Consider the following 23,899-nt stretch of genomic DNA (forward strand, 5'->3'; position numbering starts at 1 on the left):
GTGGGGTGGGCCGTCTAGCCGGGTGCATCTCACTTTGGCGAATATGTCGCAAAAGGGTTAAAATGGAAAAGCTAGTAAAATTGCCAAAAAATATGAGGTAAAGAAAATGACACCCTCAGACCAAGAACAGCTAAAAGCCTACTTAAAAGCGGCAGCATCCATTCTTTACAGAAATACAGATCCAACGCCTGTTAGAAAGTTTTGACAGCATAGAAAAATCTCTCCGTCAGAAAATGCTAGAACAAGTGGGACCAGAACTAGGTAGCTTTTTTTTTCAGCAGTATCAGGGATTCAAACAGGAAAATCCAGAAAAAGAAAATCAATAGTCGGTTCGCTCGAAATTACAGACAATCAAGCGAAATATTTTGGATTGAAAGCGTATAGTCAATTCAGTCCAATGATGGAAAAATGCTGTCTTTTAATCAGTGCCAACGAATCTTATCAAATGGCAGAAAAAGATTTAGAAATTTTCACGGGGGTCAAAGTCTCTCATAGTACATTACACAGATTAGTCAAACGACAAGAATTTGAATTACCTACATCTAAACAAGGAGTCCAAGAAATTACATTAGATGGCGGGAAAGTCAGGCTACGCAACGAAACCAAAGGCGAGGGGTGTTATTGGAAAGACTATAAAGCCATTTGTTTAGATAATGTTTATTCGGGAGCATTTTTTCAAAATAATCAAGATTTAATTGATTGGACTAATAGCCAAAAATTACTACATCCTATGTATTGTTTAGGAGATGGTCATGCCGGAATTTGGAACATATTTAAAGAAATAGGAGATACTGAACAAAGACAAGAAATCTTAGATTGGTATCATCTGAAAGAAAATCTTTACAAGGTAGGAGGTTCGCTAAAACGTTTAAAGTTAGCAGAAAATATGTTGTGGCAAGGTAAAATAGATGAAGTTATCAATCTATTTAAAGAGATGACAAAAAAAGGATTTAAAATATTTTGTAACTATTTAGAGACCCATCGCTGCCGAATAGTCAACTACCAATACTATAAAGAGGAGTCCATAAGTTCGATTGGTTCGGGAACAGTTGAATCAATTATTAAACGAATTGGGTTCAGGGTGAAAATATCAGGAGCGCAATGGAAAATTGAGAGCGTTCCCTCTATCCTTTCTCTTCGCTGTGCTTATCTCAACGGTCAACTTTCAATTTGATGTATTTGCCAAAGTGAGATGCACCCGTCTAGCCCGCCCTGAATATGCAATTTAAATGCGTGACAGCTTAAATATAAAAAAATACTTAAATTAATCAAATCCACTCTGTCTCGTGTTAAGAGGAATTATCAGATAAATGGGTTGACGAGTCATGAAAATAGAGTTGAGGAAAGGTCGATCGCGCTTTTGGTCGATTCCCTACGGGATAGCTTCGCTTCACGCGCTTGTAGCAATTTTCAGTACAACATCAGTTTCTGCACAATCTCCGAGCTTTCCCATTGCTCAACAGATTAATTGCGATCGCCCGCAAGGAGATGTGCAAGTCAGAGCTTGTATTCGGTTGAATTACGAAGCCTCGGATAAACGACTGAACGAGATTTACAAACAACTGATTTCCCAATTGAGCGGCGAAGAGCGGGCGCAACTTTCCGAAGCACAATTAGGGTGGATTCAGTTAAGAGATAAAACCTGTGAATTTGAAGTTTATAAAAATCGTGGCGGTACGGGTTATGGAGGTTTCCTCAATGAATGTTTGGATCGCATGACGAAACAGCGCACTGCGGAATTAGAAAAGTATTTAAAACAGAGATAGAATAGGAAGTACAGCGTACAATACCTGACAACAATAAATAGAAACAAGTATTTATGAAAACCCGATCGCCCTTCCCCCTCACCCTCACCCTCATCTCAGCAATTGTCACCACCACCGTCCCAGCAGTTTTCGCCCAGCGACAGCCATCAGCCAACGAAATATACATCGATAAAAATTGCCAGAGCAACCAGCAATTACCGCAACTTGAAAGATTCACTATCTTTAGCAGAAACGAATTTACAACTAACGGTCAAAACTATTGGTTCTACGCCGCCCGCTATCTAGACGGATCCGTGCTTTTCTGTACCTCACAACCCAACTTCAACCAACCTAAACCTCTAACAGCAAAACAAATACAATCCCAATTTATTGACAAAATAGTCCGAGACCCCAACAACAAAACAGCCTTTATCATCGCAGTCAGAAACGGAAATGGCCTCGATGTACCCATGACCAATTACGGCTTAGAATTGAGCAATGTCGATCGACCAAAACTCACATCCCTTTCCCTCCTACAGCAGCGGGGAACCCTCAAAGACGGCGACAAGAGCGAACACACCTTTCAAGGACGCGCAGGTCAATCTATGACGATCGACCTCAAAAGCAGAGCATTCGACCACAACATAACACTGTTCGACACCAGCGGCAAAAATATTGCCCAAAAAACAGGCAACTCCCAGAATCGCCGAGAGTCTCAACTCACCGTAAAATTGCCTAGTAACGGCACTTATAAAATAGTTGTTAAAGGAGGCGATCGCACAAGCAAAGGTACTTACACATTAAGCGTTAATTCCAATCAGCTTTAACTCAATTTAAACCAAGTGCTAAGCAAACTCAAAAACAGGTGTTTTAATCACCCTAATAGGCTTTCTCTCTTCCCAAATCATCTTTTGCAACTGTTCCACAGTTTCAGGTGAAAAAAAGCGATCTCCCGTTTCCACACACACTCTAGCAGGAACATTTTCAATGATAATAAACTTACCATTGACTTCAAGCGTGTAAGTTACTTTTTGTTCCACCATTGTTTCTTTCCGGCATATCATATCTATAAGTTAACACAACAGCAAAATTTTTTAACCAGTGGCGAAACCACCCAAACATCAGCCAAGATAGAAACAACGCCATTCCCCCAATCGCCATGACAGACATCAAAGAAATAGTCGCCGCCCTCGATGGTAAAGAATACAAACAAGCTGCCCAACTCATCAAAAAACTACAAAAAGACTCCCCCGAAAATCCGTGGGTACAATACTATATCGCCCGCTACTACGAACTCACCAACAAGCTCGAAAAAGCCCAAACAACCTACAAACAAATACTCCGCGACATCACCAACCCCAAAATCGTCTCCCAGACCCGCCAAGCTATTCAACGGATTGAAACCGCACAACAAAACCTCCGCCAACAAGCCATAGAAACTGCTAAAAACGACCCCAGCAACCTCGAACCCGGACTCCTCATCCTCGAACCCGTGAGTCCCGAAAACAAAGCCGCAGTCGTACAAAATATCAGCAGAATCTTTAAAATCGACGCCTACACCACCCGGATGCAAATCCAAAGCCGCGGCTGGAGACTCTACAAAACTGGCCCCATCGCCGAACTGCGAATTTACGGTCAAGAACTCCTCAACGCCGGCATTCCCGTATTTTGGGCAACCTTAAGCGATATTCAAAAAATCCAAATCTTCCGAGTGCAACACTTCCAGTCTCTCTCTTCTCCAGCCGTTGTTTGCAAAGATAAACTCTCACGACTCGGTGCGATCGAATTTAGCTGGTCAGAAGTTACCCAAAGAGTAGAAGGCTTGTTGCCGATGTTCATCGAAGTCATGGACTACTCGCCCAACCGAAGAAAGGATCAATTTCGCCACAGAGAAATCCGGCAAGATTACGCTCAAATCTGTGACTTACACATTCCCAGCAGAAACTGCATTCTGCGAATTTGCGACCAAAGTTACGAATTTCAACAAGGAGTTGACTTTACCAAAGTTTCAGCCGAACTTCCCACTTCACCGAACCCGAAAAACAAAACATCGACAGTCAAAAACTCTCAACAAATTCCTCAAAGTACCACCAGAATTAACTGGAATAACTTATTGGAAATATTCGATCGCCAGCTTGACGTTACAGTTTGGTCAGAATTTACGCCCTTTGCCGAGACAGTGCTCGATTACACTAATATGTTGAGCAAGATCGAATCTCATATAGAAGTCGAGCGCAAATCCGAAACTCCTTGGGACTCAGCTTTTCAGCTATACAGCGGATTAGCCTTCCTCAGAAACTCAGAAAATAGGGAATAGAACAAATAGTTAAAATTAAAAATGAGCAATCCCATTTTTAAATTGTTAACGCCAGCATTGGGAATTATCCCATGCCCAATTCCCTATTATCAATTCCCAATTTCCTACTTCGTTTTCACCTGACGAGCCATTTCCCGGAAATTGTTCATGCTGGGGCCAGGGCTCCGACGACTTCCAGTTGGTGTCGGCATTAAATTATTAGGAGCAAAAGTCCGATTCGGTTCAGCTTGACTCGGCACTTTGCCGTTAGTTGCTGCAACCGCAGGTACCTTCGCAGGTTCGGGAGTATTAGCAGGAACGCTAGCGACTGGTTCCTTGTCTTTCTTAGACTTTTTCTCTACCTTAGCCTTCTTAGCAGGTTCAGACTTCTCAGACTTCTCAGACTTAACAGGCTCAACTTTTGCCGGTGCGATCGCAACAGGCTCAGCCTTCGCAGGCGCAACTTTTGCTGGTTCCTTCGTTCCAGATTCGCCCAAATCTAGGAAATATTCAGACTTTTTCAAGCCCAATAGTCTGCCGAAAAAGCCGAAAATACCGCCGAAGAAATTTTTGATAAAACCAAACATTAGACTTACTCCTTTTGTTCTTTTAGAGAAATTTTTACAAGCTTGTCAACAAAATTAGACTACGAGGTAAGGCAACTTTTGTCTACATTTCTTAATCAAAATTTACATTTTGCTGTATCTAAGCTAGCTCATCAAAGCAAATTTTAGGTATAAATACTCGCACTGCTTTGCACTTATTTACAAAGTATCTCAGAATTTGTTAGGGATTCCCACTCATTGTCGATCGTACCTCGATCCGATTCGCTAGCTGTCCTAGTACGGGTAAAACTCCCTAGGGGAGTGATTTATGCTGTAATTAGCAAGCAATTTTCTTTTCAAATGAACAGTTCGCTCGATCGCAATCCCGTCATCCTGATACACGGCATCTGGGACACAAAGATGATTTTCAGCAAAATGTCCGCCCGCCTCACCGAACTTGGATGGTCAGTCCACAGCCTCAACCTCACCCCCAACGACGGTAGCCTCGGCCTCGACTTACTCGCCAAGCAACTCGCAGACTACATCTCTGAAACCTTCGACCCAGAACAATCTTTAGACATAGTAGGCTACAGCATGGGCGGCATCGTCAGCCGCTACTACGTCCAGCGACTCGGAGGAATCAACCGCGTACAGCGTTTCATCACCCTCTCTTCCCCCCACCACGGCACCCTCACCGCCTATTCCCTACGCCTACCAGGATACCTGGATATGCGCCCCGATAGTGGCTTGCTGCGCGATTTAAATCAAGATGTGACAATGCTCAAACGCATAAACTTTACATCAATGTGGACGCCATTTGACATAATGATTGTACCGGCGAACAGCTCCCAAATGCCAGTAGGTAAAGAAGTTAAAGTCAACGTTTTGCTGCACCGCCAAATGGTGACAGAACCCCTAAGTATTAACGCAATAGTTGAAGAACTCAAAGCACCTATAGAAAATAAAATTCCCACTTAAAAATGAATAGCAATTTCAGCCGCAACCCAGTCTTGCTAATTCACGGAATCTTCAGAAAATCGGGAATTTTTCACAAAATGTCTGCCTACCTGACCCAACTGGGATGGTCAGTCTACACCCTCAATCTCTCGCCCCATTGGGGCAACGCCAGCATAGACGAATTAGCCCAACAAATAGCAGATTATATAGACAAAACCTTTGCGCCCGAACAGCATCTAGATATAGTAGGATTGAGCATGGGCGGTTTAGTAACTCGCTACTACCTGCAAAGGTTAGGCGGCATTAACAGAGTGCAGCGCTTTATTGCCATATCTTCTCCTCACAGCGGTACTTGGATGGCTTACACTCTCTGGGGAAAAGGCTGTATCCAAATGCGTCCCGGCAGTGCTTTTCTGGAAGATTTAAATCGAGATTCTGCCTTGTTGGAAAAGCTCAATTTTACTTCGATTTGGACAGATTGGGATTTCATCATCGTACCGGCTTCTAGTTCCCAAATATCTGTTGCCAAAGAAGTAAAATTGTCGGTTTTTGCCCATGCCATGATGGCGAGGCATTCCAGCAGTTTAAAAGCGGTCGCTGAAGCACTGTCAGAACCATTAAAGATTGATAAATAGCTGGCTGTAAAGTAAAACGCTCTGCTTTGAAAACCTCGATTTTTTTTTTAAAAGTAGGGGTTCGGTCTTCGGTATTTTCGAGTCTAGCTAGACGGATTTAAAATTTATTGATATAATCTTAATTGACACCCATAAAATCAACAATTATGATCGTCCTGCCAAAACTGGAAAAGCTGCGAGACACTCTGCCTATAGAAGGAGCCGTTCGCATTGAATTAGTGGAAGGAATACCGATTTTTCGAGCCTCTACAACAGTCAAAAATCGCATAGAAGAACTGTTGGAAAAACAACAAAATTTGCAACTCAATCCCGAAGAAGACCAAGAACTGAATCTTTACGAAGAAATCGACGATTACCTCAGTTTTGTCAATCGAACTGTCCGCAATCTTTTCTTGGGCCAGATTCAGCCTACAGTATAGAAATGTCAGCTCGCCGTCAAATTCCTGAGAATATCCAAAATCAAGTTCGTCAGAGAGCAAACTGTCTGTGTGAATATTGCCATGCTTCCGAACAATGGCAGTATGTAGAGTTTACGATCGAGCACATCATTCCTCTCACTAAAAAAGGGAGTAACAATATTGACAATTTGGCACTAGCTTGCTTTCATTGCAACCGTCAAAAATCCGATAAAACTACAGCCATAGATACCCAGTCGAGTGTAGAAGTACCATTGTTTAATCCCAGACTAGATACCTGGAACGAACATTTTATTTGGTCGGCGGATGGATTATCAATAGTTGGTTTAACTACAATTGGACGAGCTACAGTTACAGCATTAGTCTTAAATCGAGAAAGAGTTATTAATATTCGTACTGCTGACAAAGCTATAGGGCGACATCCACCAGCAGGTGATTTGATTCAATCCGAAAGTTGATATGCTGCAACTGGTTGTTATTTCGCGCAGCAATCAAACAGCATCGCCAACTTCAGCGTATTCGCTGCGACCAAAAATTGCTTCAGCTTCACAATAATACTTGAACTCAAGTATATTGTGGAAAGGATCTTCTAAGAAGAAAGTACGGTGTTCTGTAGGCAAACCGACAAATCGCCGTCTCGGTTCTTGATAGAAATTTAACTTGTTTTGCTGGGCTTTTTCTAGCAACGCTTCCCAGTCAGCTTCGGAAGTAAAAATTAACCCAAAATGCCGGGGGTAGATGCCTCGCTGAGGCGTCAAAGGTTCGTGGCTGACGTGGGCGACAATTTGATGGCCGCACAAGCCCATAATCGCAGAATTTGGCGATTCGCGACCTAGGTCGCAGCCGAGCCCGTCTACGTAGAACGCTTTGGTTTGGGCAATATCGGTCACGGGAAAGGCAAGATGAAATAAGACTTGGTTCATGGAGGTACTAAATGCCGAATTCAGAATTGTTCTTTAATTATTTATCTTGGTCTAATCCTTGGTTGGTGGCGATCGCCCTAAATACATTTTTACTCACGATCGCCACCATTGCTCCTAAAAAATTGCTCACTCCTGCTGGGCAATTTCACGGCTGGGTATTGGGCGTCCTCATCTGGGGCTGTTTGGGATGGCAAGGCTATGCTGTCGTGATGTTTTACTTTCTTGTCGGATCGGGAGTTACGCGCATCGGCAAAGCCCAAAAAGAAGCAGAAGGCATAGCCGAAAAGCGTTCAGGCGCCAGAGGCCCAGAAAATGTCTGGGGTTCGGCTTTAACCGCTACTCTTTGCGCTTTGGGAGTTTTGGCATTATCTATTTTAGGAGATACAGGCGAGATGTCTGTTTTAGGAGAGACAGGCAAGATGTCTGTTTTAGCAGACACAGGCAAGATGCCTGTGCCACAAGATGCTATTTCCCTGTTATTGCTGGGTTACGCGGCGAGTTTTTGCACCAAACTTTCCGATACCTGCGCCAGCGAAATCGGCAAAGCTTACGGGAAGCGGACTTTTTTGATTACCAGCTTGCAACCTGTACCCAGGGGTACGGAAGGGGCAGTAAGTTTGGAAGGAACGATCGCAGGTATTGTCGGCTCAATTTTGATTGCGCTTTTGAGTTGGGCCGTCGGTTTAATTGACTTGACAGGAATTGTTTTTTGTGTTATTGCGGCTTTTATTGCCACGAACATCGAGAGCGTGATTGGGGCGACGGTGCAATCAAAGTTTGAGTGGCTGACCAACGAGGTGGTAAATTTTTTTAATACACTCATAGGAGCGATCGCAGCGATTATTTTAGCGGCGACATGGAGAGCTTTTTTAACTTAGTTAATCCGGGACGCATTCGCGGCCCAATCAACTTGGTTTTTTACGACAATTCCAACGATTAATATTATGTCCGGTCGATTACCCCTAATACGGTAGGGGCGGGTTCAGGAAAAATATCTGCCAATAATTGACAATCTCAAAAACCCGCCATTTTAATCGCGGTCACTCGATCGGACATGATATAACGCAGTATTTTTGGAAAAAAAGTCGCTCGCGCCGTCCAGGGCTATTAGCTATTAATCATTAGTCATTAGTCTCAAGCAATCAACTCATGACTAATGATTAATAGTTAATCAAACTAAGCGTCGTCTTGCGGCCCAAAAACCATTTGTAAAATCATCGTCGGTTCGCCCCGCTTGTGATAGCGATCGGCCCAATTGCGAATAATTTCATCTAATTCCTCAAGGGCTTGGTCGAGCCGTTCCGGCGGAATATCCAAAGTCTCCATAATTCGCATCACCTTCGGTTGTTTTTCCGCCCAATCCTTCATCAGCCGGAAATATCTAGCCGTATCCTCAACCATAGTAAATGTCCGCTCTTCCTGCTCTGCCGGAGAGTAAGTAGCGCGAGTGAGGGCATAAAACGGCATTCCCCAAGGAGAATCAATGCGAGTCACTGTCCCAGAATAGATCAAGCGCCGCTTAATGTGTTCTGCTAGAGCTTCGCTCAAAGGCATTCGTCTTTCTGGAGACATATCTTCTTGCGATCGCCTGTGCAGAAACTCAATCAACTCCATAAACTGAAAAGAATTGATCAGTTGAGCATCCGGCGGATTCGGAGGAATCTTGCCTTCGAGATATTTTTTTTCATCTACAGTCAAATTGTTTCCCGGAATGCGAGGGCGTCCCGGCATCCAACCATACTGTTCCAGCCAGACATAAGGAAACTGAATCAAATATCTAGGTTCTTGCGAACCTAACATTTTCAGCAATTTTCCCTGAGTCAGAGCTTCCTGGACTTCTTCAACAATCACCTTCACCCGTTTAGGCTCAATGTGATGCAAGTGTCCGGTCATCCGCAGGTTGTTTTTTTCCTCAATATAAGTCATATAAATGGCACACTTAGCCGCCGTTGCGGCCGCGTCTAGAAACGCCCCGTGCCTGTGCCCACTGGTTCTCATGGCGCTAAACGCCAGATATAGCATGATCTGATCCATTGCACTAGGGCTGAGGCTTTTGACCAGATCCAAAGAGTCATTTTTCATCACTATCCCCGAAATAGCCAAATTAGGAGGCATTTTGTCATCCTCCATTAAATTATTGCGAGAGCGCCGAATCAAGCATAGCCGACTGTCGCCGGAAAGCTTGCCAGCTACCCTAATATTCAGGTTAGTTAATTTCCCTGAGGTAACAGGGGCATGGGCTTAAAGGCTATCAACACCGCATAAGTGGTTCTTATTGGTGGCCAATTTAAGTAGATTGCTGCACCCTCTGCGCTGACAGTTTACCTATATATAAGTTAGTTATCGCACGTTTATTATAGTGCAGCGGTTGAAAATTAAACCCTACCTGTGGGGGGGAGAAGGTAAATAACTGTTGCGATGCCAGGAATTTGAGGCGACTCCGAGCCCCTAATTCTTGAATAGTCATGGATGCCCAAACCCGGTTTTATCAACTAAAATAAGGCTGTTGCATAATTGCGGGAAGATTTTGATAGTTTGGTGGGATGGGATATCGTAGCCAGTCCGCTGTATTTTCACAGCAGGCGGGACAGCCCACAAAAATCCGCCTCAAATTGTGCAACGCCAAAATAAGGCGTGGGGGGCGAGGGATATCGGTTGAAAAACCCAGATGATCCGAGGCCTGTGGTTAGTGCTTGTTTAATTGAAGCGTTTTCAATACAAAACCGCCACATACTAGAATCTATCTCTAGGTAGATGGCGGTTCCCCCTTTATATGCTAACATTTCTTACACTAAAAAAAATCTCCTAATAACTGTCCACAAAAAGTGCAGTTGTCGCTTAACCTGAAAAACTAGAATCCCAGAAAATCCGATCGAGCGATCGAATGAACGACCCAAAGCAACTCACTTGTGGTAATCACTTGCCTCCAGTGCGATTAGAAATCTTGTAGCGGATGAGTGTAAACATTAGACTCGGTAAAATCCCTGCGGTTGCCTCGCCTCTTAATAGGACGCTCGGGCTTTTGTTGAGTTTGGGCTGACAACATATATTGGGCGGTGGCAGTTTCGAGCATGGGGAGTGGAGATTCAAAAGCTTGAGCGGCGCTGGCACTCAAGGTAATGCCCAACAGGCTCAGTAAAGCAATTGCAGTGTAGGTTTTCATGGGTAGTATTCGTCTCAGTATCTATTTAGAGATACGACATTTACCCTGGCCTATCAGGATGAATTTCCCTGAAATTATCAAACTAGAGAATTAGGAATCAGGAATCAGGAATCAGGAATCATAAGGAAGAAGGAAAAAGAAAGAAGGAAAAAGGCTTTAGTTAAGCTATCGCGCCTTTAAATTGTCTCCTAAAATCATTGTATAAAAAGCGGAAAATTATCTTTACCTCTCCCTTTCTCACCCTCTCCCCCTTCCGAAGCAACAGACACTTTAGATGCGTAGCATCTGATCTATGAGAGCAGCCAGAAGTCGATGTAAAATGAAATAAAATTTCTTGCTTCAGTAAAAAAAAATCCTAATTGCACTACCCAGAAGGTTGCAATAATATACAAAACCGCCAAATACGAGCTTCAATGTCTCGATAGATGGCGGTTTAAGGTTTATATGCTATCATCACATAAAAGAATATCCTAATGACTGTAAACAAGAAATGCAGTTGCCTTGGAAACCAGAAAAACTATCATCCCAGGAAATCAGATTCAGCGCTCGACACGGGCGGCAGAAACTAACTCAATAACGGAAATCGCTTTCGTCCAATGTCATTAAAATGCTTGTAGTTGATGAGTGTAAAGATTAGGTTCACTGAACTCTCGGCGTCCGCTGCCTCTTTCAGGAGAACGATCGCCCCTTTGTTCGGTTTGGGCGGATAAAATGTATGAAGCGGTGGCAACTTCCAGCAGTCCGACGAGGGATTCAAAGGCTCGAACGACAGTGGCGCTCAAAGTAACGTCCAAAAGACTCAGTAAAGCAACTGGTGTGTAAGTTTGCATGGGTAGTATCCGTGTCAGTGTCTATTAACTGATACGGACTCTCCCCGATCTATCAGGATAAATTTCTGTGAATTTTTCGGATCTCTGCAAAAAACCTCACCTCTTCTATTCTACTGCTACCGCCAGCAGCCAAGCACCTGCCGAATTCAGCCGGCCCCATACTGTCAGAGGCTTTTCGGTTTCGCAATTGTGTAAAAATTTGTCGGTTTCCGAGTCCAAAGTCACGAGTTGCCAAGTTTGACCGGCCGCAGATGCGGGGCTTGTCAGCGTTAGTGTCCAGTCTTGTTCGCCGAGGCGACGGAAAATGCCAGAAAATTGGCTGTGGGTATTTGCTGTTTGACTGCTTGGTTTTTCTACTGACTCCTGACATTCGCCGCTGGCGGGATATGCTTGGGGTCGATCGAGATAATAGCGTTGCCAATCGAGCCAGTCCGATCGATCCCGTGTCAAATTAAATAAAGGAATAACCGCCGCACTCGCCTCGGAATCTTGCAGCAAAGCTTCCTGCAAAACTCTCACCGGCAACTCCCGCGGCTGACATCCAGATTCCGCGCACAAAGCCGCCGCCATCCCCGCCGCCTGTCCAATATTCATTACCGTCGGTTGCAAGCGAGTTGCACCGTTAGCGATGTGAGATACGGAAATATTTTTTTCGCAGACTAGCAAACCGTCCGTACTCGCAGGAATTAGCGCGCTGTAAGGAATGGTAAACGGAGTTCCAGTCCAGCGGCCGCCCCAGCGGATCGATTTTGGCTGCAAGGGAATGTCGCCACTGGTGTAGTGGTGATCGTTGGCATAGTTCCCGATCGCAATTGTTTCACAAATGCCCTCAGAATTTATCGGCAACTTCGCGACTCTGCCCCCGACAATCGGCAAAATATCTTGTTCTGTGATTGTTTGTACTCCCCGCAAGCGCCGACTTTCTCGGTAGTAAGGATGTAAGGCAAAGGAAGAAAGAAGGGAAGAATTTTGTTGATTGTCGATCGTTGAAAGGGGGAAAATATTCTGTGCAAGGCCGTAGCGGGGGCCGAGTTGCGTTTGAATGAAGCGGGCGAAACTTTGACTGTGCCAGAGACTTTCTTGGAGGAATTCTTGTCGAGATGCTTTAGATGCAATTAGTCGATCGACTCCTTCACCATAATCATTACCTCGAATCGGCCAATTAATCATCAACAATCCCCCCGGAAGCCTGCCGTAATTGAGAAATTGTTCGGGAGTGTAACCGTCCCAAGCACCGATAAATCGATCGAGATTCTCAACAGGCGGCGCGGGAATTTCTGGCGCCACCGCACCTTTACCAAAATCCTGCATAATTGCCACCCAAGTCGGAGCTTGCACCGAATAACGCTCTGTGAGAGCATTAGAGGCAGCCGGCGCGCTGGGTTCTCCCCACTCGGCTTGGAATTCCCAACCCCAGCGGTGCCCAACATCCGCTAAAGCCAGCAAATCTCCCAATTCCGTTGCATCCAAAGTGATTTTGGCCGAAACAGTAAAATCTGCAAACCGAACGCCAGAAATGCGATATCTTTCCCGTAGCACATCATGAGCGATTTGTCCAGAAATCCACTGTAAGTTCGGCAAACATTTAACCCAATCAGCAAAAATTTCAGCACCGATGCGGGGATCGTAAGTAAAAAAACTTACCCAGCCCCAATCCAAACCTCCCGGCTGTCGCTGCTGGAGTTCCCGGAGAAACGCGCCCCACAAACCAGTTTGAAAAGCTGCTAATTCATTGCCATCGGGGGCAGAAACGCCAGCAGAAGTCAGCATTCCTCCCAGCCAGGGGAATTCACTTACTAAAATAGTTTTGGCCCCTCGGCGGGCTGCTTGCACGGCTGCGGCAGTGCCGCCAGTGCCGCCACCGACTACCAAAACATCTGCTTTTAAGACCGAAGACATGGGCAATACCATTTTAGATTTTAGATTTTAGATTTTAGATTGCAAGAGGCTCATTCATCATGTAAGGTGCGACCACAAGCACCCAGAGGATAGATGTTCGGCGTTGGCGCCCATTGAATGTAAGGGTACACAGGCGGCGCACCCTACAGATTTTAAAATTACCTCTTTCTCCTCTTCCCTCTACCTCTGCGTCCTCTGCGTCCTCTGCGGTAAAAAAAAAAATTAGTTATTGTGAAAGTCAGATCGCATCTCAAATCAAAAAGAATCAGAAAATGGGGAACCGGGACACTAAAGTCATACGTCGCGTAATTTCCCCACTACTCACTACTAACCAAGCAATTGAAAATGGAAAAAGGTTTTATTTTGTGGTTCACCGGGCTGAGCGGTTCCGGCAAGACAACTATCACCAAAGCTCTCGAACCTGAATTGAAGGCAAGAGGTTGCAAAGTGGAAATATTAGATGGAGATGTCGTTCGCACCAACTTGTCAAAAGGTTTGGGATTTAGCCAAGAAGACAGAGATACTAATATTCGGCGGATTGGATTTGTAGCTCACCTGCTGAGCCGCAATGGAGTAGCCGTAATGACCGCAGCTATTAGCCCCTACAGAGCAATTCGCGACGAAATTAGAGCAATGGAGCCCCATTTTGTTGAAGTATATATCACAGCGCCGTTAGAAGTGTGCGAAGGTCGCGATGTCAAGGGGTTATACGCTAAGGCGAGAGCAGGAGAAATTAAGGGTTTTACGGGAATTGACGATCCTTATGAAGAACCGCTTAATCCTGAGATTATTTGTTACACAGAGCGAGAAACTGTGGAAGAGAGTGTTAAAAAAGTTCTGACCAAGTTAGAACAGTTGGGTTACATTTGATGTTGGCGGGGTTGGATGAGGATAGGGGCAAAAAGCGATGGTGGTGAAAAGTTATTCGCACGGCGTGCAACTTGAGAAAAAAGCTCACCCTTGTGTTCCCTTCGCGGAGAGGGAGGGTGAAGAATTTCTCCCATTTCCTGCAAGAAGAGGGGCTCAGGGAGACATTTCCAGCAAAAGCTGCAAGCTAAGTTATTGGGCAAGCAATGCTGTCAAAAGTTTAATGATTCAAAGTTTAACAGTGTCAGTGCTGGCGGCGGTGGGTTCATCTCCTGCAGCGGCCCAGTTTATGCCTCCTCCTCCTCCTCCTGCGGATGCGGGTTCTCCTGTTCCTGTACCAGTACCCGCAGCGCCGGGATTTCCGGGATTTCCGGCAACTGAACCTTCAAGTGTACGATCGGAAGTTTACACTTTAGGCGCGGGCGATCGTATTCAAATGGACATCTTCAACGTCCCGGAATACAGCGGCCCCAACGGTCAACACCAAGTACAGGCCGACGGTTCCCTGAGTTTGCCGTTAATTGGCAGCGTTTCGGTGTACGGGATGACCCTAGAACAAGCTTCTAATGCTGTTAAAGACAAATACGGCAAATACCTCAAACGCCCTTGGATTACCCTGAAACTGCTGGCGCCGCGTCCTTTGCAAATTGCGATCGCGGGCGAAATCAACCGCCCCGGAGCCTATACAATATCCTCAGCAGCAGGCCCCGGAGGCACAGCAGAGCAAATGGGAACTCAAATGCCAACGATATCGCGGGCTCTGCGAATGGCAGGCGGAATTACCCAGTCAGCAGACGTGCGACAAATCAAAATCCGCCGCCCCCAGCGCAACGCACCGGAACAAATTATTAGTGTGGATTTGTGGGAATTATTGCAAAACGGCGATTTGCGGGCCGATATGACTTTGCGCGACGGCGATACTATATTTATTCCCACTGTAACTAGCCTCAACCGCCAAGAAGCACCGACTTTAGCAGTAGCTAACATTACCGGACAAAGCACTCAACCAATTAATATTGCTGTGGTGGGCGAAGTAACTCGCCCCGGTACTTATACTTTGACAAAAGAGGCTCAAAGTAGGGTACAAGAGAATGAAATGGGTGAAAATTCTGGTTTGTTTGCTGCCAGCGAAACCAACGGCGGGGAAAGTGTTTTGCAGCAAACTGTAACGAGGGCAATTAAAATGGCGGGCGGCATTACGCCGGTAGCTGATATCCGACAAATACAAGTTCGCCGCCTGACGCGGGCGGGTACAGAACAAATTATTAATGTCAATTTGTGGCAACTTTTGGAAGGGGGAGATGTATCCCAAGATTTAGCGCTACAACAGGGAGATACAGTAATCGTCCCCAAAGCCGAAAACCTCGATGAAACCCAAGACGAACAAGTTGCTAATTCTAATTTTTCACCGGATACGATTAGGGTGAACATTGTAGGAGAAGTCGTGAAACCGGGAACGATTGCGGTGGTGCCCAACACTACTTTAAATCAAGCGCTGGTAGCAGCGGGAGGTTTTAATAAAGCGCGGGCAGAAATGGATTCGGTGAATTTAATTCGCCTCAATCCTAACGGCACCGTTTCGCAGCTAACTGTTAAGGTGGATTTTTCTGCAACTGCCAATGAAGAAACTAATCCCAAACTGAAAAATAATGATGTAATTATGGTAAGGCGATCGGGTCGCGCTACGTTCTCGGATAATGTAGGAGGGACTCTCGCTCCTCTCAGCCCGCTGTTAGGAATATTTCGGTTGTTCGATATTTTTCGGTGATTTGAATAAACTGGCATTAAGACCTCAAAAACCCGATTTAGAGAAAATATTGCGGTTTGGTAATGCAATATCGAGGAATCAACCGATTTCCTGAAACTCCGCCACCAATACAGACGTTTAAACTAATAAGTTGTAGAAATCAAATGAAACCAGGGAAACAATCTCAAGTAGCACTGTTTAATCATAAAAAAGCCGCTGATTTGCAAAAAATGTCTTCTGGGCTTTATGGAGAAGATCAATTTTTAGGCAGCAACAAAACCGAGACAGAAGAGTTAACTTTTTGGGAAGTTTGCCGCAGTCGCTCCATCTTAGTAATCGGCGTAGCAGCGGCAGTGACTACCGGAGTTTTCGCCTGGACACTGAATCAAAAAAGCGAGTACGAAGGGCGCTTTCAATTATTAGTAGAACCAGCCGTTACGCAAAATACTTTAGCCAAAATTTACTCGGGTGAGCTGAAACTGCAACCAGCGGCGCCCGCGACGACAGAAAATGCTGGTTTTGACTACGAATCGCAAATTCAAGTTTTACAAAGCCCGCAAGTAATGGCGCCGATTGTTAAAGAGTTGCAGGCTAAGTATCCTGACATAAATTACAACTACCTCTTGAACCAAAAAGCAGATAATTTGCCGTTTTCTCAGGAAACTAGGTTGTCAATTAATCGATTCAAAAATACCAAGATTATCGAAGTTAGATATCGGGATTACGATCCGAAAAAAATTCAGTTTGTTTTGGAAAAAGTGGCGCTAGGCTACCGCAACTACAGCGTGCAAGATACCACAACTCAAATTAGTCAGACTCTGGATTTTGTAAAATCGAAAATTCCCAATCAGCAAAAGCGCCAACAAGCTCTGCAAACAGAAATTCAAAAGTTGCGGCAGCAGTACAATTTCATCGACCCGCAAATTCAAACGCAACAACTCGCGCAGCAAATCAGTGAACTTCAAACGCAAAGATTGGAAGCGCAAACGCAGCTCAATCAGCAGAGATTGCTCTATTCCAATCTGCAAAATCAGCTTGGATTAAACCAGAAGCAAGCGCTGATGGCCTCGGCTCTGAGTCAAGCTCCCCGCTATCAAGGGATGCTGACTCAATTGCAGCAATTAGAAGGGCAAATTGCGATTAACTCGGCTACGTTTACAGACGAAACTCCGCAAATGCAATTGTTGCGAGAACAGCGCAAAAACCTGATTCCTTTATTGAAGAAAGAAGCCCAACAAGTTCTGGGAACTGATTTGGCTAAGGTAAATTCACAAGTGCTGGCTTTTCAAGATCCGGTGCGGATTAAGTTAATCGAGCAGTTTATCGGTACTGCTAATTTAATTCAGGTGCTGGGCGTGCGGAATCAAGTTTTGGAACAAGCTGCTAAGCAGTTGAATCAATACTCTCAAAAATTCCCGGTGATTTTGCGGCGCTATTCCGATTTGCAGCGCGAGTTGGACGTGACTAACAATACGCTGAATGGTTTGCTGGCAAAACAGCAAGCTTTGCAGCTTGAAGCTGTGGGCAAAAAAGAGGTGGCTTGGGAAGTTATTGCTAAGCCTGAAATTCCGCGTTACAAAAATGGCGAGTTGATGGCTGTTGCTCCGATTATGCCTTTGAATTTGGCTTTGGGGGGATTGGCTGGTATGCTGTTTGGTATGCTGGCGGCGCAGTTGGCGGAACGGTTTAAAAATAAAACGGTGTTCCAAACTCCAGAGGATGTTAAACAGTCGATTCGCCTGCCTTTGTTGGGGGTAATTCCTGCTAGCGATAAAATTTTGAGACTTCCTCCTGCTGAGACAAGCCCGGTGGATGTGGCAATTTCGCCGATGCCGACGGATGCTTTTCAGGAAGCTTTTCGATCGCTCAATGCGAATATTCGCTTACTAAACGTTGATACTCCGATCAATTCTTGTGTAATTACTTCTTGTCAAGTAGGTGATGGCAAGTCTACGGTAGCAGTCAATCTGGCGCGGGCGGCGGCTGCAATGGGGCAGCAAGTGCTGTTGGTGGATGGGGATTTACGGCGCCCGCAGGTACACGAAATGCTGGGTTTACCGAATTGGCAAGGCTTGCACAATGTGATTGCTGATGATCTGGATGTGCAACAGGTGATTGTGCGATCGCCCCGCGATGAAAATTTGTTTGTGTTAACTTCCGGCCCGGTTCCTTTCGATCCCACAAAGGTGCTTTCTTCCAAAAAAATGCAGCATTTAATGGCAGCTTTGTCAAGTCATTTTGATTTAGTTATTTACGATACTGCACCACTTTTGGGTTTGGCGGATGCGAATTTGTTGGCGGCTCACACTAACGGATTGATGCTGGTAGTGGGGCTGCATCAAACTGAGCGGGAGGCGCTGTTGTTGGCTTTTGAAGATTTGAAAATGGCGGGAATTCCGCTGTTGGGAATGGTGGCGAATAACGATAAAGGCAGCAGGTATTACTATCAGTCTTACGTGCAGGATTACGTTCAGGAACAGTCTGTTTGAGGGAGAGGAATTGAGAAATGTTTAGTGGAACAGGCCGTCGGGCCTGTTCTTGAGAATGCAAGGCGGGCGGGACACCCGATCAGATATTTATATTTCCTCCATCTTGCACCTTTAATTGTGAATCAAGCTGTCTGGGGCGGGCGGGACGCCCCAGAAGAACATTTAACTTTTGTGGAACAGAACAGGCCGTCTAGCGTGTTCTGGTGATTTGTGCGTGATTTCAGAAAGACAAATTTTCTTAAGATTTGCGATCGAGACTCTGAACTATAATAAAAAGTAGAGAAATTTAAACAAATCGCGGCACTTGCAACTTAGCAAAATCTGAAAGAAAACGTGGCTGGTAAATTCCTATTTTGTAATACCTTGATACAACTCCCTGCCTCGGCTCAAAACTAGCAGGGAGTTTTGTGTTTTTCACACAGGAGATGAAACAATGGCTATTGCTACTATCAACCCGGCAACGGGAGAAACGCTGAAAACTTTCGAGCCGATCGCGGATGAGGTAATCGAAGCTAAGCTGGAATTAGCACAGCAAGCTTTTAAAAAATACCGCCAACTGCCGTTTGAGCAGAGAGCTCTGTGGATGCAGAAAGCTGCAGACATCTTGGAGCGCGATCGCGAAATTTACGCTGAAATGATGACTCTGGAAATGGGTAAAACGCTCAAATCTGCGATCGGCGAAGTCGAAAAATGCGCCTTAGTTTGTCGCTATTACGCCAAAAATGCCGCTCAATTTATGGCAGACATACCGGCAACCACTGACGCTAGCAGCAGCTTTGTCCGCTACCAACCGCTAGGCGCTATTTTAGCCGTTATGCCGTGGAACTTCCCATTTTGGCAAGTTTTTCGGTTTGCGGCGCCGGCGCTGATGGCGGGCAATGTCGGCTTGCTTAAACACGCTTCCAACGTGCCTCAGTGCGCTTTGAAAATCGAAGAAATTTTCAGGGAAGCTGGCTTTCCCGAAGGCGTTTTTCAAACTTTGTTAGTGGGCGCCGACAAAGTAGCCAATATCGTTGCGGACGATCGTATAAAAGCAGCAACCCTCACCGGTAGCGAACCAGCGGGTGAAAGTTTGGCAGCAAATGCGGGCAAAAATTTGAAAAAAGTAGTGCTGGAATTGGGAGGAAGCGACCCATTTATTGTGATGTCGAGCGCCGATGTAGCAGCAGCTTTATCAACTGCTGTGACATCCCGGATGCTCAATAACGGTCAATCTTGCATCGCCGCCAAACGCTTTATTTTAGCAGAAGAGATAGCCGACGAATTCATCACAGGATTTGTCGAAAAATTCGAGCAATTAAAAGTAGGCGATCCGATGTTGCCAGAAACCGATATCGGCCCTTTAGCTACTCCCGCCATCCTCAAAGACTTGGACAATCAAGTGCAAAATTGCATCCAATCGGGAGCAAAAATTCTGACAGGTGGCCGCCCATTGTCAGAGAAAGCCGGCAATTTCTACTTGCCAACTATTCTGACAGATATTCCGCCGAATGCCTCTGCCCGTCAAGAAGAATTTTTCGGGCCCGTAGCTTTAGTATTCCGGGTTGCAGGCATCGAGGAGGCGATCGAACTCGCAAATAGCACATCTTTTGGCTTGGGTGCGTCAGCTTGGACTACAGTAAACTCAGAGAGCGATCGATTTATTTCCGAACTAGAGGCGGGCGCGGTATTCATCAACGGTTTAGTAAAATCCGACCCTAGATTGCCCTTCGGCGGTATCAAACGCTCCGGTTACGGACGCGAATTGAGCATCCAAGGAATGCACGAATTTGTTAACATAAAAACAGTGTGGGTGAAATAAGCTCCCACTCTCTCAACCGATCGCACAAATCTACATAAGTCTGCGTTTATCTGCGTTTATCTGCGGTTAAAAATTCCCATTTAGTATTTTTGCGATCGGTTGAAAAAGACAAAAAAACCATTAACCGAGGAGAGAAACGGAAATGAACACAGCTCAACTATTGGTAAAATGTTTAGAAAATGAAGGCGTCGAATACGTCTTTGGACTTCCCGGAGAAGAAAATTTAGAAGTTCTAGAAGCCCTGAGAAACTCTTCAATTAAATTTATTACTACTCGCCACGAACAAGGCGCCGCATTCATGGCAGACGTTTACGGTCGTCTCACCGGCAAAGCCGGCGTTTGCTTGTCCACCTTGGGCCCTGGGGCAACTAACTTAATGACAGGAGTTGCTGACGCCAACTTAGACGGCGCTCCTTTAATAGCAATTACCGGACAAGTCGGCACAGACAGAATGCACATAGAATCGCACCAATATTTAGATTTGGTCGCCATGTTTGCGCCAGTTACTAAGTGGAATGCTCAAATTGTTCGCCCCAGCACGACGGCAGAAATTGTCCGCAAAGCTTTTAAAGTAGCTCAAAGTGAAAAGCCGGGAGCAGTTCACATTGACTTACCTGAAAACATCGCAGCCATGCCTGCTGAAGGAGATCCGCTCACCAAAGACAACCGCGAAAAAACTTTTGGCGCTTACCAAAGCTTGAATAAAGCCGCTGTGGCAATTTCCAAGGCAAAAAGTCCTCTGCTTTTAGTAGGAAACGGTGCGATCCGCGCTAACGCCAGCGATGCTTTGACACAATTTGCTACTCGATTGAATATCCCTGTAGCTAATACTTTCATGGGCAAAGGTGTGATTCCTTACACTCATCCTTTGGCACTGTGGACGACGGGCTTGCAAAAACGCGATTACATTAGCTGTGCTTTTGAAGAAACGGATTTAGTGATTGCTGTTGGCTACGATTTGATTGAATATTCCCCGAAAAAGTGGAATCCTGAAGGAAAAATTCCGATTATTCATATTGGAGCTCTGCCAGCAGAAATTGACAGCAGTTATATTCCTCTTATAGAAGTTGTGGGGGATATTTCTGATTCTCTCAATGAAATTTTGCAGCGTGCCGATCGCATGGAGAAAGTAGACCCTTTTGCTAAGCAATTGCGGGCGGATATTCGGGCTGGGTACGAACAATATGCAGCCGACGACGGTTTCCCGATCAAGCCACAAAAACTCATTTACGATTTGCGGCAAATCCTGGACCCGGAAGATATTCTTATATCTGATGTCGGAGCTCACAAAATGTGGATCGCGCGGCACTATCATTGCGATCGCCCGAATACCTGTTTGATTTCCAACGGCTTTGCGGCGATGGGAATTGCGATTCCGGGTGCGGTAGCTGCAAAACTCGTTTATCCCGATCGCAAAGTAGTAGCCGCCACCGGCGACGGTGGTTTTATGATGAATTGCCAAGAGTTAGAAACTGCTTTGCGAGTCGGTACTAATTTTGTGACGCTGATATTTAATGACGGCGGTTACGGGTTAATTGAATGGAAGCAGCAAGATTATTTTGGTCATTCCGATTTCGTCAAATTTGGCAATCCCGATTTTGTGAAATTTGCGGAAAGTATGGGTTTAAAAGGCTATCGAGTGGAATCTGCAACAGATTTTATTCCGATTCTGAAAGAAGCCCTTGCTCAAGATGTCCCTTGCGTGATTGACTGTCCGGTAGACTATCGGGAAAATGCGCGTTTCAGTCAATTATCTGGGGATATGAGTTGCAATTTGTAAGAGTAGCTAGAGCCTCGGCTTCTTTAATAAGTCGGGGTTCTAATAATGGACATTATTCGAGATAGAGTTTTGTAGCTTGTTTAAGATTGGCGATCGCTTCTTCTATGGTTTCGCCTGGGTCAACCGTGCTGACTTCAGGACATTCGGCAATGTACATATCTTCTTCTTGGTAAATGATGCCTGTGAAGCTTGGATTTTTCCTTATAATTTTCGCTTCCATTTAGATAGGGCTCAAGCTAGCATCCGGGCGTGAGCAATTTCTCTATCACCTATGAGACGGACTTGGGAGCTAAAGAGTGAAATAATAGCTAATGTTTTCCCCGTCAAGGTAACAAATTCTACTTCATATCCTACCCCACCTTGATGTACTAAAACAACAGTGCCAATATCGCCTTGGCTTAATTTTTTTTCTGGGATATCAATTGTTAAAACAATGCTGTCAAGTTCTTGAATCATTTTATTTTTTAATCTGGTGGATAGGCACTTACTAGCCTGGGAGTGTCGCCTCCGGTTTCAATAAACCAAACAGAACGCACAAAGGGTTTTCTGCCATCTGCTGCTAGCATTTCTTCTTCAATAACGTACCGACTGCCAAAAGGAGATTCTTCAATTTTAGCTAATTCATGGTCGGCGGCATGACGCAGCAAGGCCGTTGCCATGATTTCCCAAGCATCAACTGAAAAGCCAAACCGTAAAAAAAATTTTGCTTTGCTTTTCCCGTCGCGGTGGGTGAGTGAGAGCAGATATTCGGTAATTTTCTTTTCAGGAACGACTGCTCTTTCATAATTGGGCAGTTTCAAGCACTCTTTCCAAAGCTTACTCTTGTATATTAACCAGAGTGGAGGCGATCGGTCAAGCAGGGGCGATTACCTACGGGATAGCTGCGCCTCGCGTGCTTTTTGACAAGTTGGGATGTAAGGGCGATCGCTATTACGTCAGTCATTATTCCGCACTGTTTGCTAGAATTATTTAAGTCAGCTATAAGGACGGCTATGACTGAAGCTATCTCAACAAAAAATGAATATCAAATAACTGTGAGTTCTCCAGTTTGGCAAAGAGTTGAGCAAATTGCCGCAGAATTTAACTTGTCAGTTTCGGAACTATTGGAACAGATAGGCAAAAATCAACTCAAAGTTGTTGCGGTTCCCGGTAATTCAGTAAAAGTGAGTGAGCAAGATATTGCAAATGCTTTTATTTGGTTAGCCGCCCAAACTAATGTAGCAATCAACGCCTACAAGCTACAAAAACTTATATATTACGCTCAAGCTTGGTATTTAGGAGTTTACGGAAAGCCACTATTTGATGCAGATTTTCAAGCAGGGATTCACGGGCCGGTTATTCCTGATTTATTAGAAAAGTATCAACGCCAATTTAGTTGGGAACGCATTACAGAGAAAATCGAACAACCGAAAATTCCCCAAAAAGTTGGGCAATTTATCGAAGAAGTTGCGGAGGCATATTTTGAGTATGATGATGAAACTTTGGAACGAATGATTTGCAGTGAAATGCCTTGGCTGGAAGCGAGAGGAGATTTGCCGAGAGACGAATCTTGTCATGGGATTATTTCTCACGAATCGATGAAGAAATATTATTCGGGCCGTTTCTTCTCTAAATAATATAAGGGCGATTCCCTACGGGATAGCTGCGCCGCGCGTGCTTTTTGACAATTTGGGATGTAAGGGCGATCGCACTTTTTCAGCTTCAAGTATTCGGATTAGCTGTTACCTGCGTGATGTACGGGATAATCAGGTCAAAATCCTTACGGATTTCTGCCAGTTGTTTTACCTAAGTATGAGAAGCATAAAT

At 45.0% G+C, this 23,899-nt stretch carries 24 protein-coding genes and 1 pseudogene; 15 read left to right on the forward strand and 10 right to left on the reverse strand.

Translation table 11 applies throughout. The annotated features are described in order from the left end of the window. The first annotated feature begins 106 nt into the window (after nt 1-106). The 3 genes and pseudogenes from QUB51_RS05550 (at nt 107) to QUB51_RS05560 (ending at nt 2,572) form a co-directional block, all read left to right on the forward strand. Nucleotides 107-1,174 (forward strand): annotated as a pseudogene (locus tag QUB51_RS05550) (ISKra4 family transposase). Between the two features lie 151 nt (nt 1,175-1,325). Continuing rightward, on the forward strand, nt 1,326-1,766 hold the full coding sequence (locus QUB51_RS05555; protein ID WP_333210353.1) for a lysozyme inhibitor LprI family protein: 441 nt from the start codon (nt 1,326-1,328) through the stop codon (nt 1,764-1,766). Nucleotides 1,767-1,819: 53 nt separating this feature from the next. Beyond that, entirely contained in the window at nt 1,820-2,572 is a 753-nt protein-coding gene (locus QUB51_RS05560; RefSeq protein ID WP_333053398.1) for a hypothetical protein, read from the forward strand. Nucleotides 2,573-2,590: 18 nt separating this feature from the next. Here the strand turns inward: QUB51_RS05560 and QUB51_RS05565 are convergent, their stop codons facing one another. Continuing rightward, nucleotides 2,591-2,809 (reverse strand): YgiT-type zinc finger protein, encoded by a 219-nt coding sequence (locus tag QUB51_RS05565; protein ID WP_333053397.1) that lies wholly within the window; start codon nt 2,807-2,809, stop codon nt 2,591-2,593. 95 nt (nt 2,810-2,904) lie between these two features. On the opposite strand from QUB51_RS05565, the gene QUB51_RS05570 reads away from it, so the two are divergent. Next, nucleotides 2,905-4,062, forward strand: coding sequence for a tetratricopeptide repeat protein (locus QUB51_RS05570; RefSeq protein ID WP_333053395.1), 1,158 nt, complete (start codon nt 2,905-2,907; stop codon nt 4,060-4,062). A 104-nt stretch (nt 4,063-4,166) separates the two neighbouring features. Here QUB51_RS05570 and QUB51_RS05575 read toward each other — a convergent pair whose 3' ends face one another. Then, a complete protein-coding gene (locus QUB51_RS05575; protein ID WP_333053394.1) occupies nt 4,167-4,628 on the reverse strand; it encodes a hypothetical protein in 462 nt (153 codons plus the stop codon). Between the two features lie 318 nt (nt 4,629-4,946). Here QUB51_RS05575 and QUB51_RS05580 point away from each other — a divergent pair, with 318 nt between their 5' ends. The 4 genes from QUB51_RS05580 (at nt 4,947) to QUB51_RS05595 (ending at nt 7,052) form a co-directional block, all read left to right on the forward strand. After that, nucleotides 4,947-5,564, forward strand: coding sequence for an alpha/beta fold hydrolase (locus QUB51_RS05580; RefSeq protein WP_333053393.1), 618 nt, complete (start codon nt 4,947-4,949; stop codon nt 5,562-5,564). 2 nt (nt 5,565-5,566) lie between these two features. Continuing rightward, nucleotides 5,567-6,178, forward strand: coding sequence for an alpha/beta fold hydrolase (locus QUB51_RS05585; RefSeq protein ID WP_333053392.1), 612 nt, complete (start codon nt 5,567-5,569; stop codon nt 6,176-6,178). Between the two features lie 146 nt (nt 6,179-6,324). Beyond that, on the forward strand, nt 6,325-6,597 hold the full coding sequence (locus QUB51_RS05590; RefSeq protein ID WP_333044472.1) for a hypothetical protein: 273 nt from the start codon (nt 6,325-6,327) through the stop codon (nt 6,595-6,597). A gap of 2 nt (nt 6,598-6,599) precedes the next feature. Beyond that, nucleotides 6,600-7,052: an HNH endonuclease gene (locus QUB51_RS05595; RefSeq protein WP_333053390.1), complete on the forward strand. Its 453-nt coding sequence runs from the start codon at nt 6,600-6,602 to the stop codon at nt 7,050-7,052. A gap of 33 nt (nt 7,053-7,085) precedes the next feature. Here the strand turns inward: QUB51_RS05595 and QUB51_RS05600 are convergent, their stop codons facing one another. Then, the gene (locus QUB51_RS05600; RefSeq protein WP_333053389.1) at nt 7,086-7,517 is read right to left on the reverse strand and encodes a VOC family protein; all 432 of its coding nucleotides are present in this window, start codon (nt 7,515-7,517) and stop codon (nt 7,086-7,088) included. 11 nt (nt 7,518-7,528) lie between these two features. Between QUB51_RS05600 and QUB51_RS05605 the strand changes: the two genes are divergently transcribed. After that, complete coding sequence (locus QUB51_RS05605; protein ID WP_333260231.1) at nt 7,529-8,395, forward strand: TIGR00297 family protein; 867 nt, start codon at nt 7,529-7,531, stop codon at nt 8,393-8,395. Nucleotides 8,396-8,693: 298 nt separating this feature from the next. Here QUB51_RS05605 and hetR read toward each other — a convergent pair whose 3' ends face one another. The 4 genes from hetR to QUB51_RS05625 form a co-directional block, all read right to left on the reverse strand. Then, entirely contained in the window at nt 8,694-9,599 is a 906-nt protein-coding gene (gene hetR / locus QUB51_RS05610; protein ID WP_333210401.1) for a heterocyst differentiation master regulator HetR, read from the reverse strand. Between the two features lie 853 nt (nt 9,600-10,452). Beyond that, nucleotides 10,453-10,680, reverse strand: a complete 228-nt coding sequence (locus tag QUB51_RS05615) for a hypothetical protein (protein WP_333053386.1) — start codon at nt 10,678-10,680, stop codon at nt 10,453-10,455. Between the two features lie 602 nt (nt 10,681-11,282). After that, a complete protein-coding gene (patX, locus tag QUB51_RS05620; RefSeq protein WP_333053385.1) occupies nt 11,283-11,510 on the reverse strand; it encodes a heterocyst-inhibiting protein PatX in 228 nt (75 codons plus the stop codon). A gap of 105 nt (nt 11,511-11,615) precedes the next feature. Beyond that, entirely contained in the window at nt 11,616-13,409 is a 1,794-nt protein-coding gene (locus QUB51_RS05625; protein ID WP_333210360.1) for an FAD-dependent oxidoreductase, read from the reverse strand. 345 nt (nt 13,410-13,754) lie between these two features. Here QUB51_RS05625 and cysC point away from each other — a divergent pair, with 345 nt between their 5' ends. The 5 genes from cysC (at nt 13,755) to QUB51_RS05650 (ending at nt 22,093) form a co-directional block, all read left to right on the forward strand. Beyond that, on the forward strand, nt 13,755-14,279 hold the full coding sequence (cysC, locus tag QUB51_RS05630; protein WP_333053383.1) for an adenylyl-sulfate kinase: 525 nt from the start codon (nt 13,755-13,757) through the stop codon (nt 14,277-14,279). A 37-nt stretch (nt 14,280-14,316) separates the two neighbouring features. Next, complete coding sequence (locus tag QUB51_RS05635; protein ID WP_333053382.1) at nt 14,317-16,044, forward strand: SLBB domain-containing protein; 1,728 nt, start codon at nt 14,317-14,319, stop codon at nt 16,042-16,044. Nucleotides 16,045-16,187: 143 nt separating this feature from the next. After that, nucleotides 16,188-18,512 carry a polysaccharide biosynthesis tyrosine autokinase gene (locus tag QUB51_RS05640; protein WP_333210362.1) on the forward strand — a complete coding sequence of 775 codons (2,325 nt, stop codon included), beginning with the start codon at nt 16,188-16,190 and terminating at the stop codon, nt 18,510-18,512. 433 nt (nt 18,513-18,945) lie between these two features. Next, entirely contained in the window at nt 18,946-20,313 is a 1,368-nt protein-coding gene (locus QUB51_RS05645) for an NAD-dependent succinate-semialdehyde dehydrogenase (RefSeq protein WP_333260228.1), read from the forward strand. Nucleotides 20,314-20,455: 142 nt separating this feature from the next. Beyond that, the gene (locus QUB51_RS05650; protein WP_333053376.1) at nt 20,456-22,093 is read left to right on the forward strand and encodes an acetolactate synthase large subunit; all 1,638 of its coding nucleotides are present in this window, start codon (nt 20,456-20,458) and stop codon (nt 22,091-22,093) included. Between the two features lie 52 nt (nt 22,094-22,145). Here QUB51_RS05650 and QUB51_RS05655 read toward each other — a convergent pair whose 3' ends face one another. From QUB51_RS05655 to QUB51_RS05665, 3 genes are read right to left on the reverse strand one after another with little or no spacing between them, the layout of a single operon-like run. Continuing rightward, nucleotides 22,146-22,313, reverse strand: coding sequence for a type II toxin-antitoxin system HicB family antitoxin (locus QUB51_RS05655; RefSeq protein WP_333053375.1), 168 nt, complete (start codon nt 22,311-22,313; stop codon nt 22,146-22,148). Between the two features lie 11 nt (nt 22,314-22,324). After that, nucleotides 22,325-22,549, reverse strand: a complete 225-nt coding sequence (locus QUB51_RS05660; RefSeq protein WP_333053374.1) for a DUF4926 domain-containing protein — start codon at nt 22,547-22,549, stop codon at nt 22,325-22,327. 8 nt (nt 22,550-22,557) lie between these two features. Next, nucleotides 22,558-22,893 carry a DUF6883 domain-containing protein gene (locus QUB51_RS05665; protein WP_333053373.1) on the reverse strand — a complete coding sequence of 112 codons (336 nt, stop codon included), beginning with the start codon at nt 22,891-22,893 and terminating at the stop codon, nt 22,558-22,560. A gap of 192 nt (nt 22,894-23,085) precedes the next feature. On the opposite strand from QUB51_RS05665, the gene QUB51_RS05670 reads away from it, so the two are divergent. After that, complete coding sequence (locus tag QUB51_RS05670) at nt 23,086-23,709, forward strand: type II toxin-antitoxin system antitoxin SocA domain-containing protein (protein WP_333053372.1); 624 nt, start codon at nt 23,086-23,088, stop codon at nt 23,707-23,709. Nucleotides 23,710-23,899: the final 190 nt, after the last annotated feature.

The organism is Microcoleus sp. AT8-A3, from assembly GCF_036705675.1.
Taxonomy (GTDB): Bacteria; Cyanobacteriota; Cyanobacteriia; order Cyanobacteriales; family Microcoleaceae; genus Microcoleus.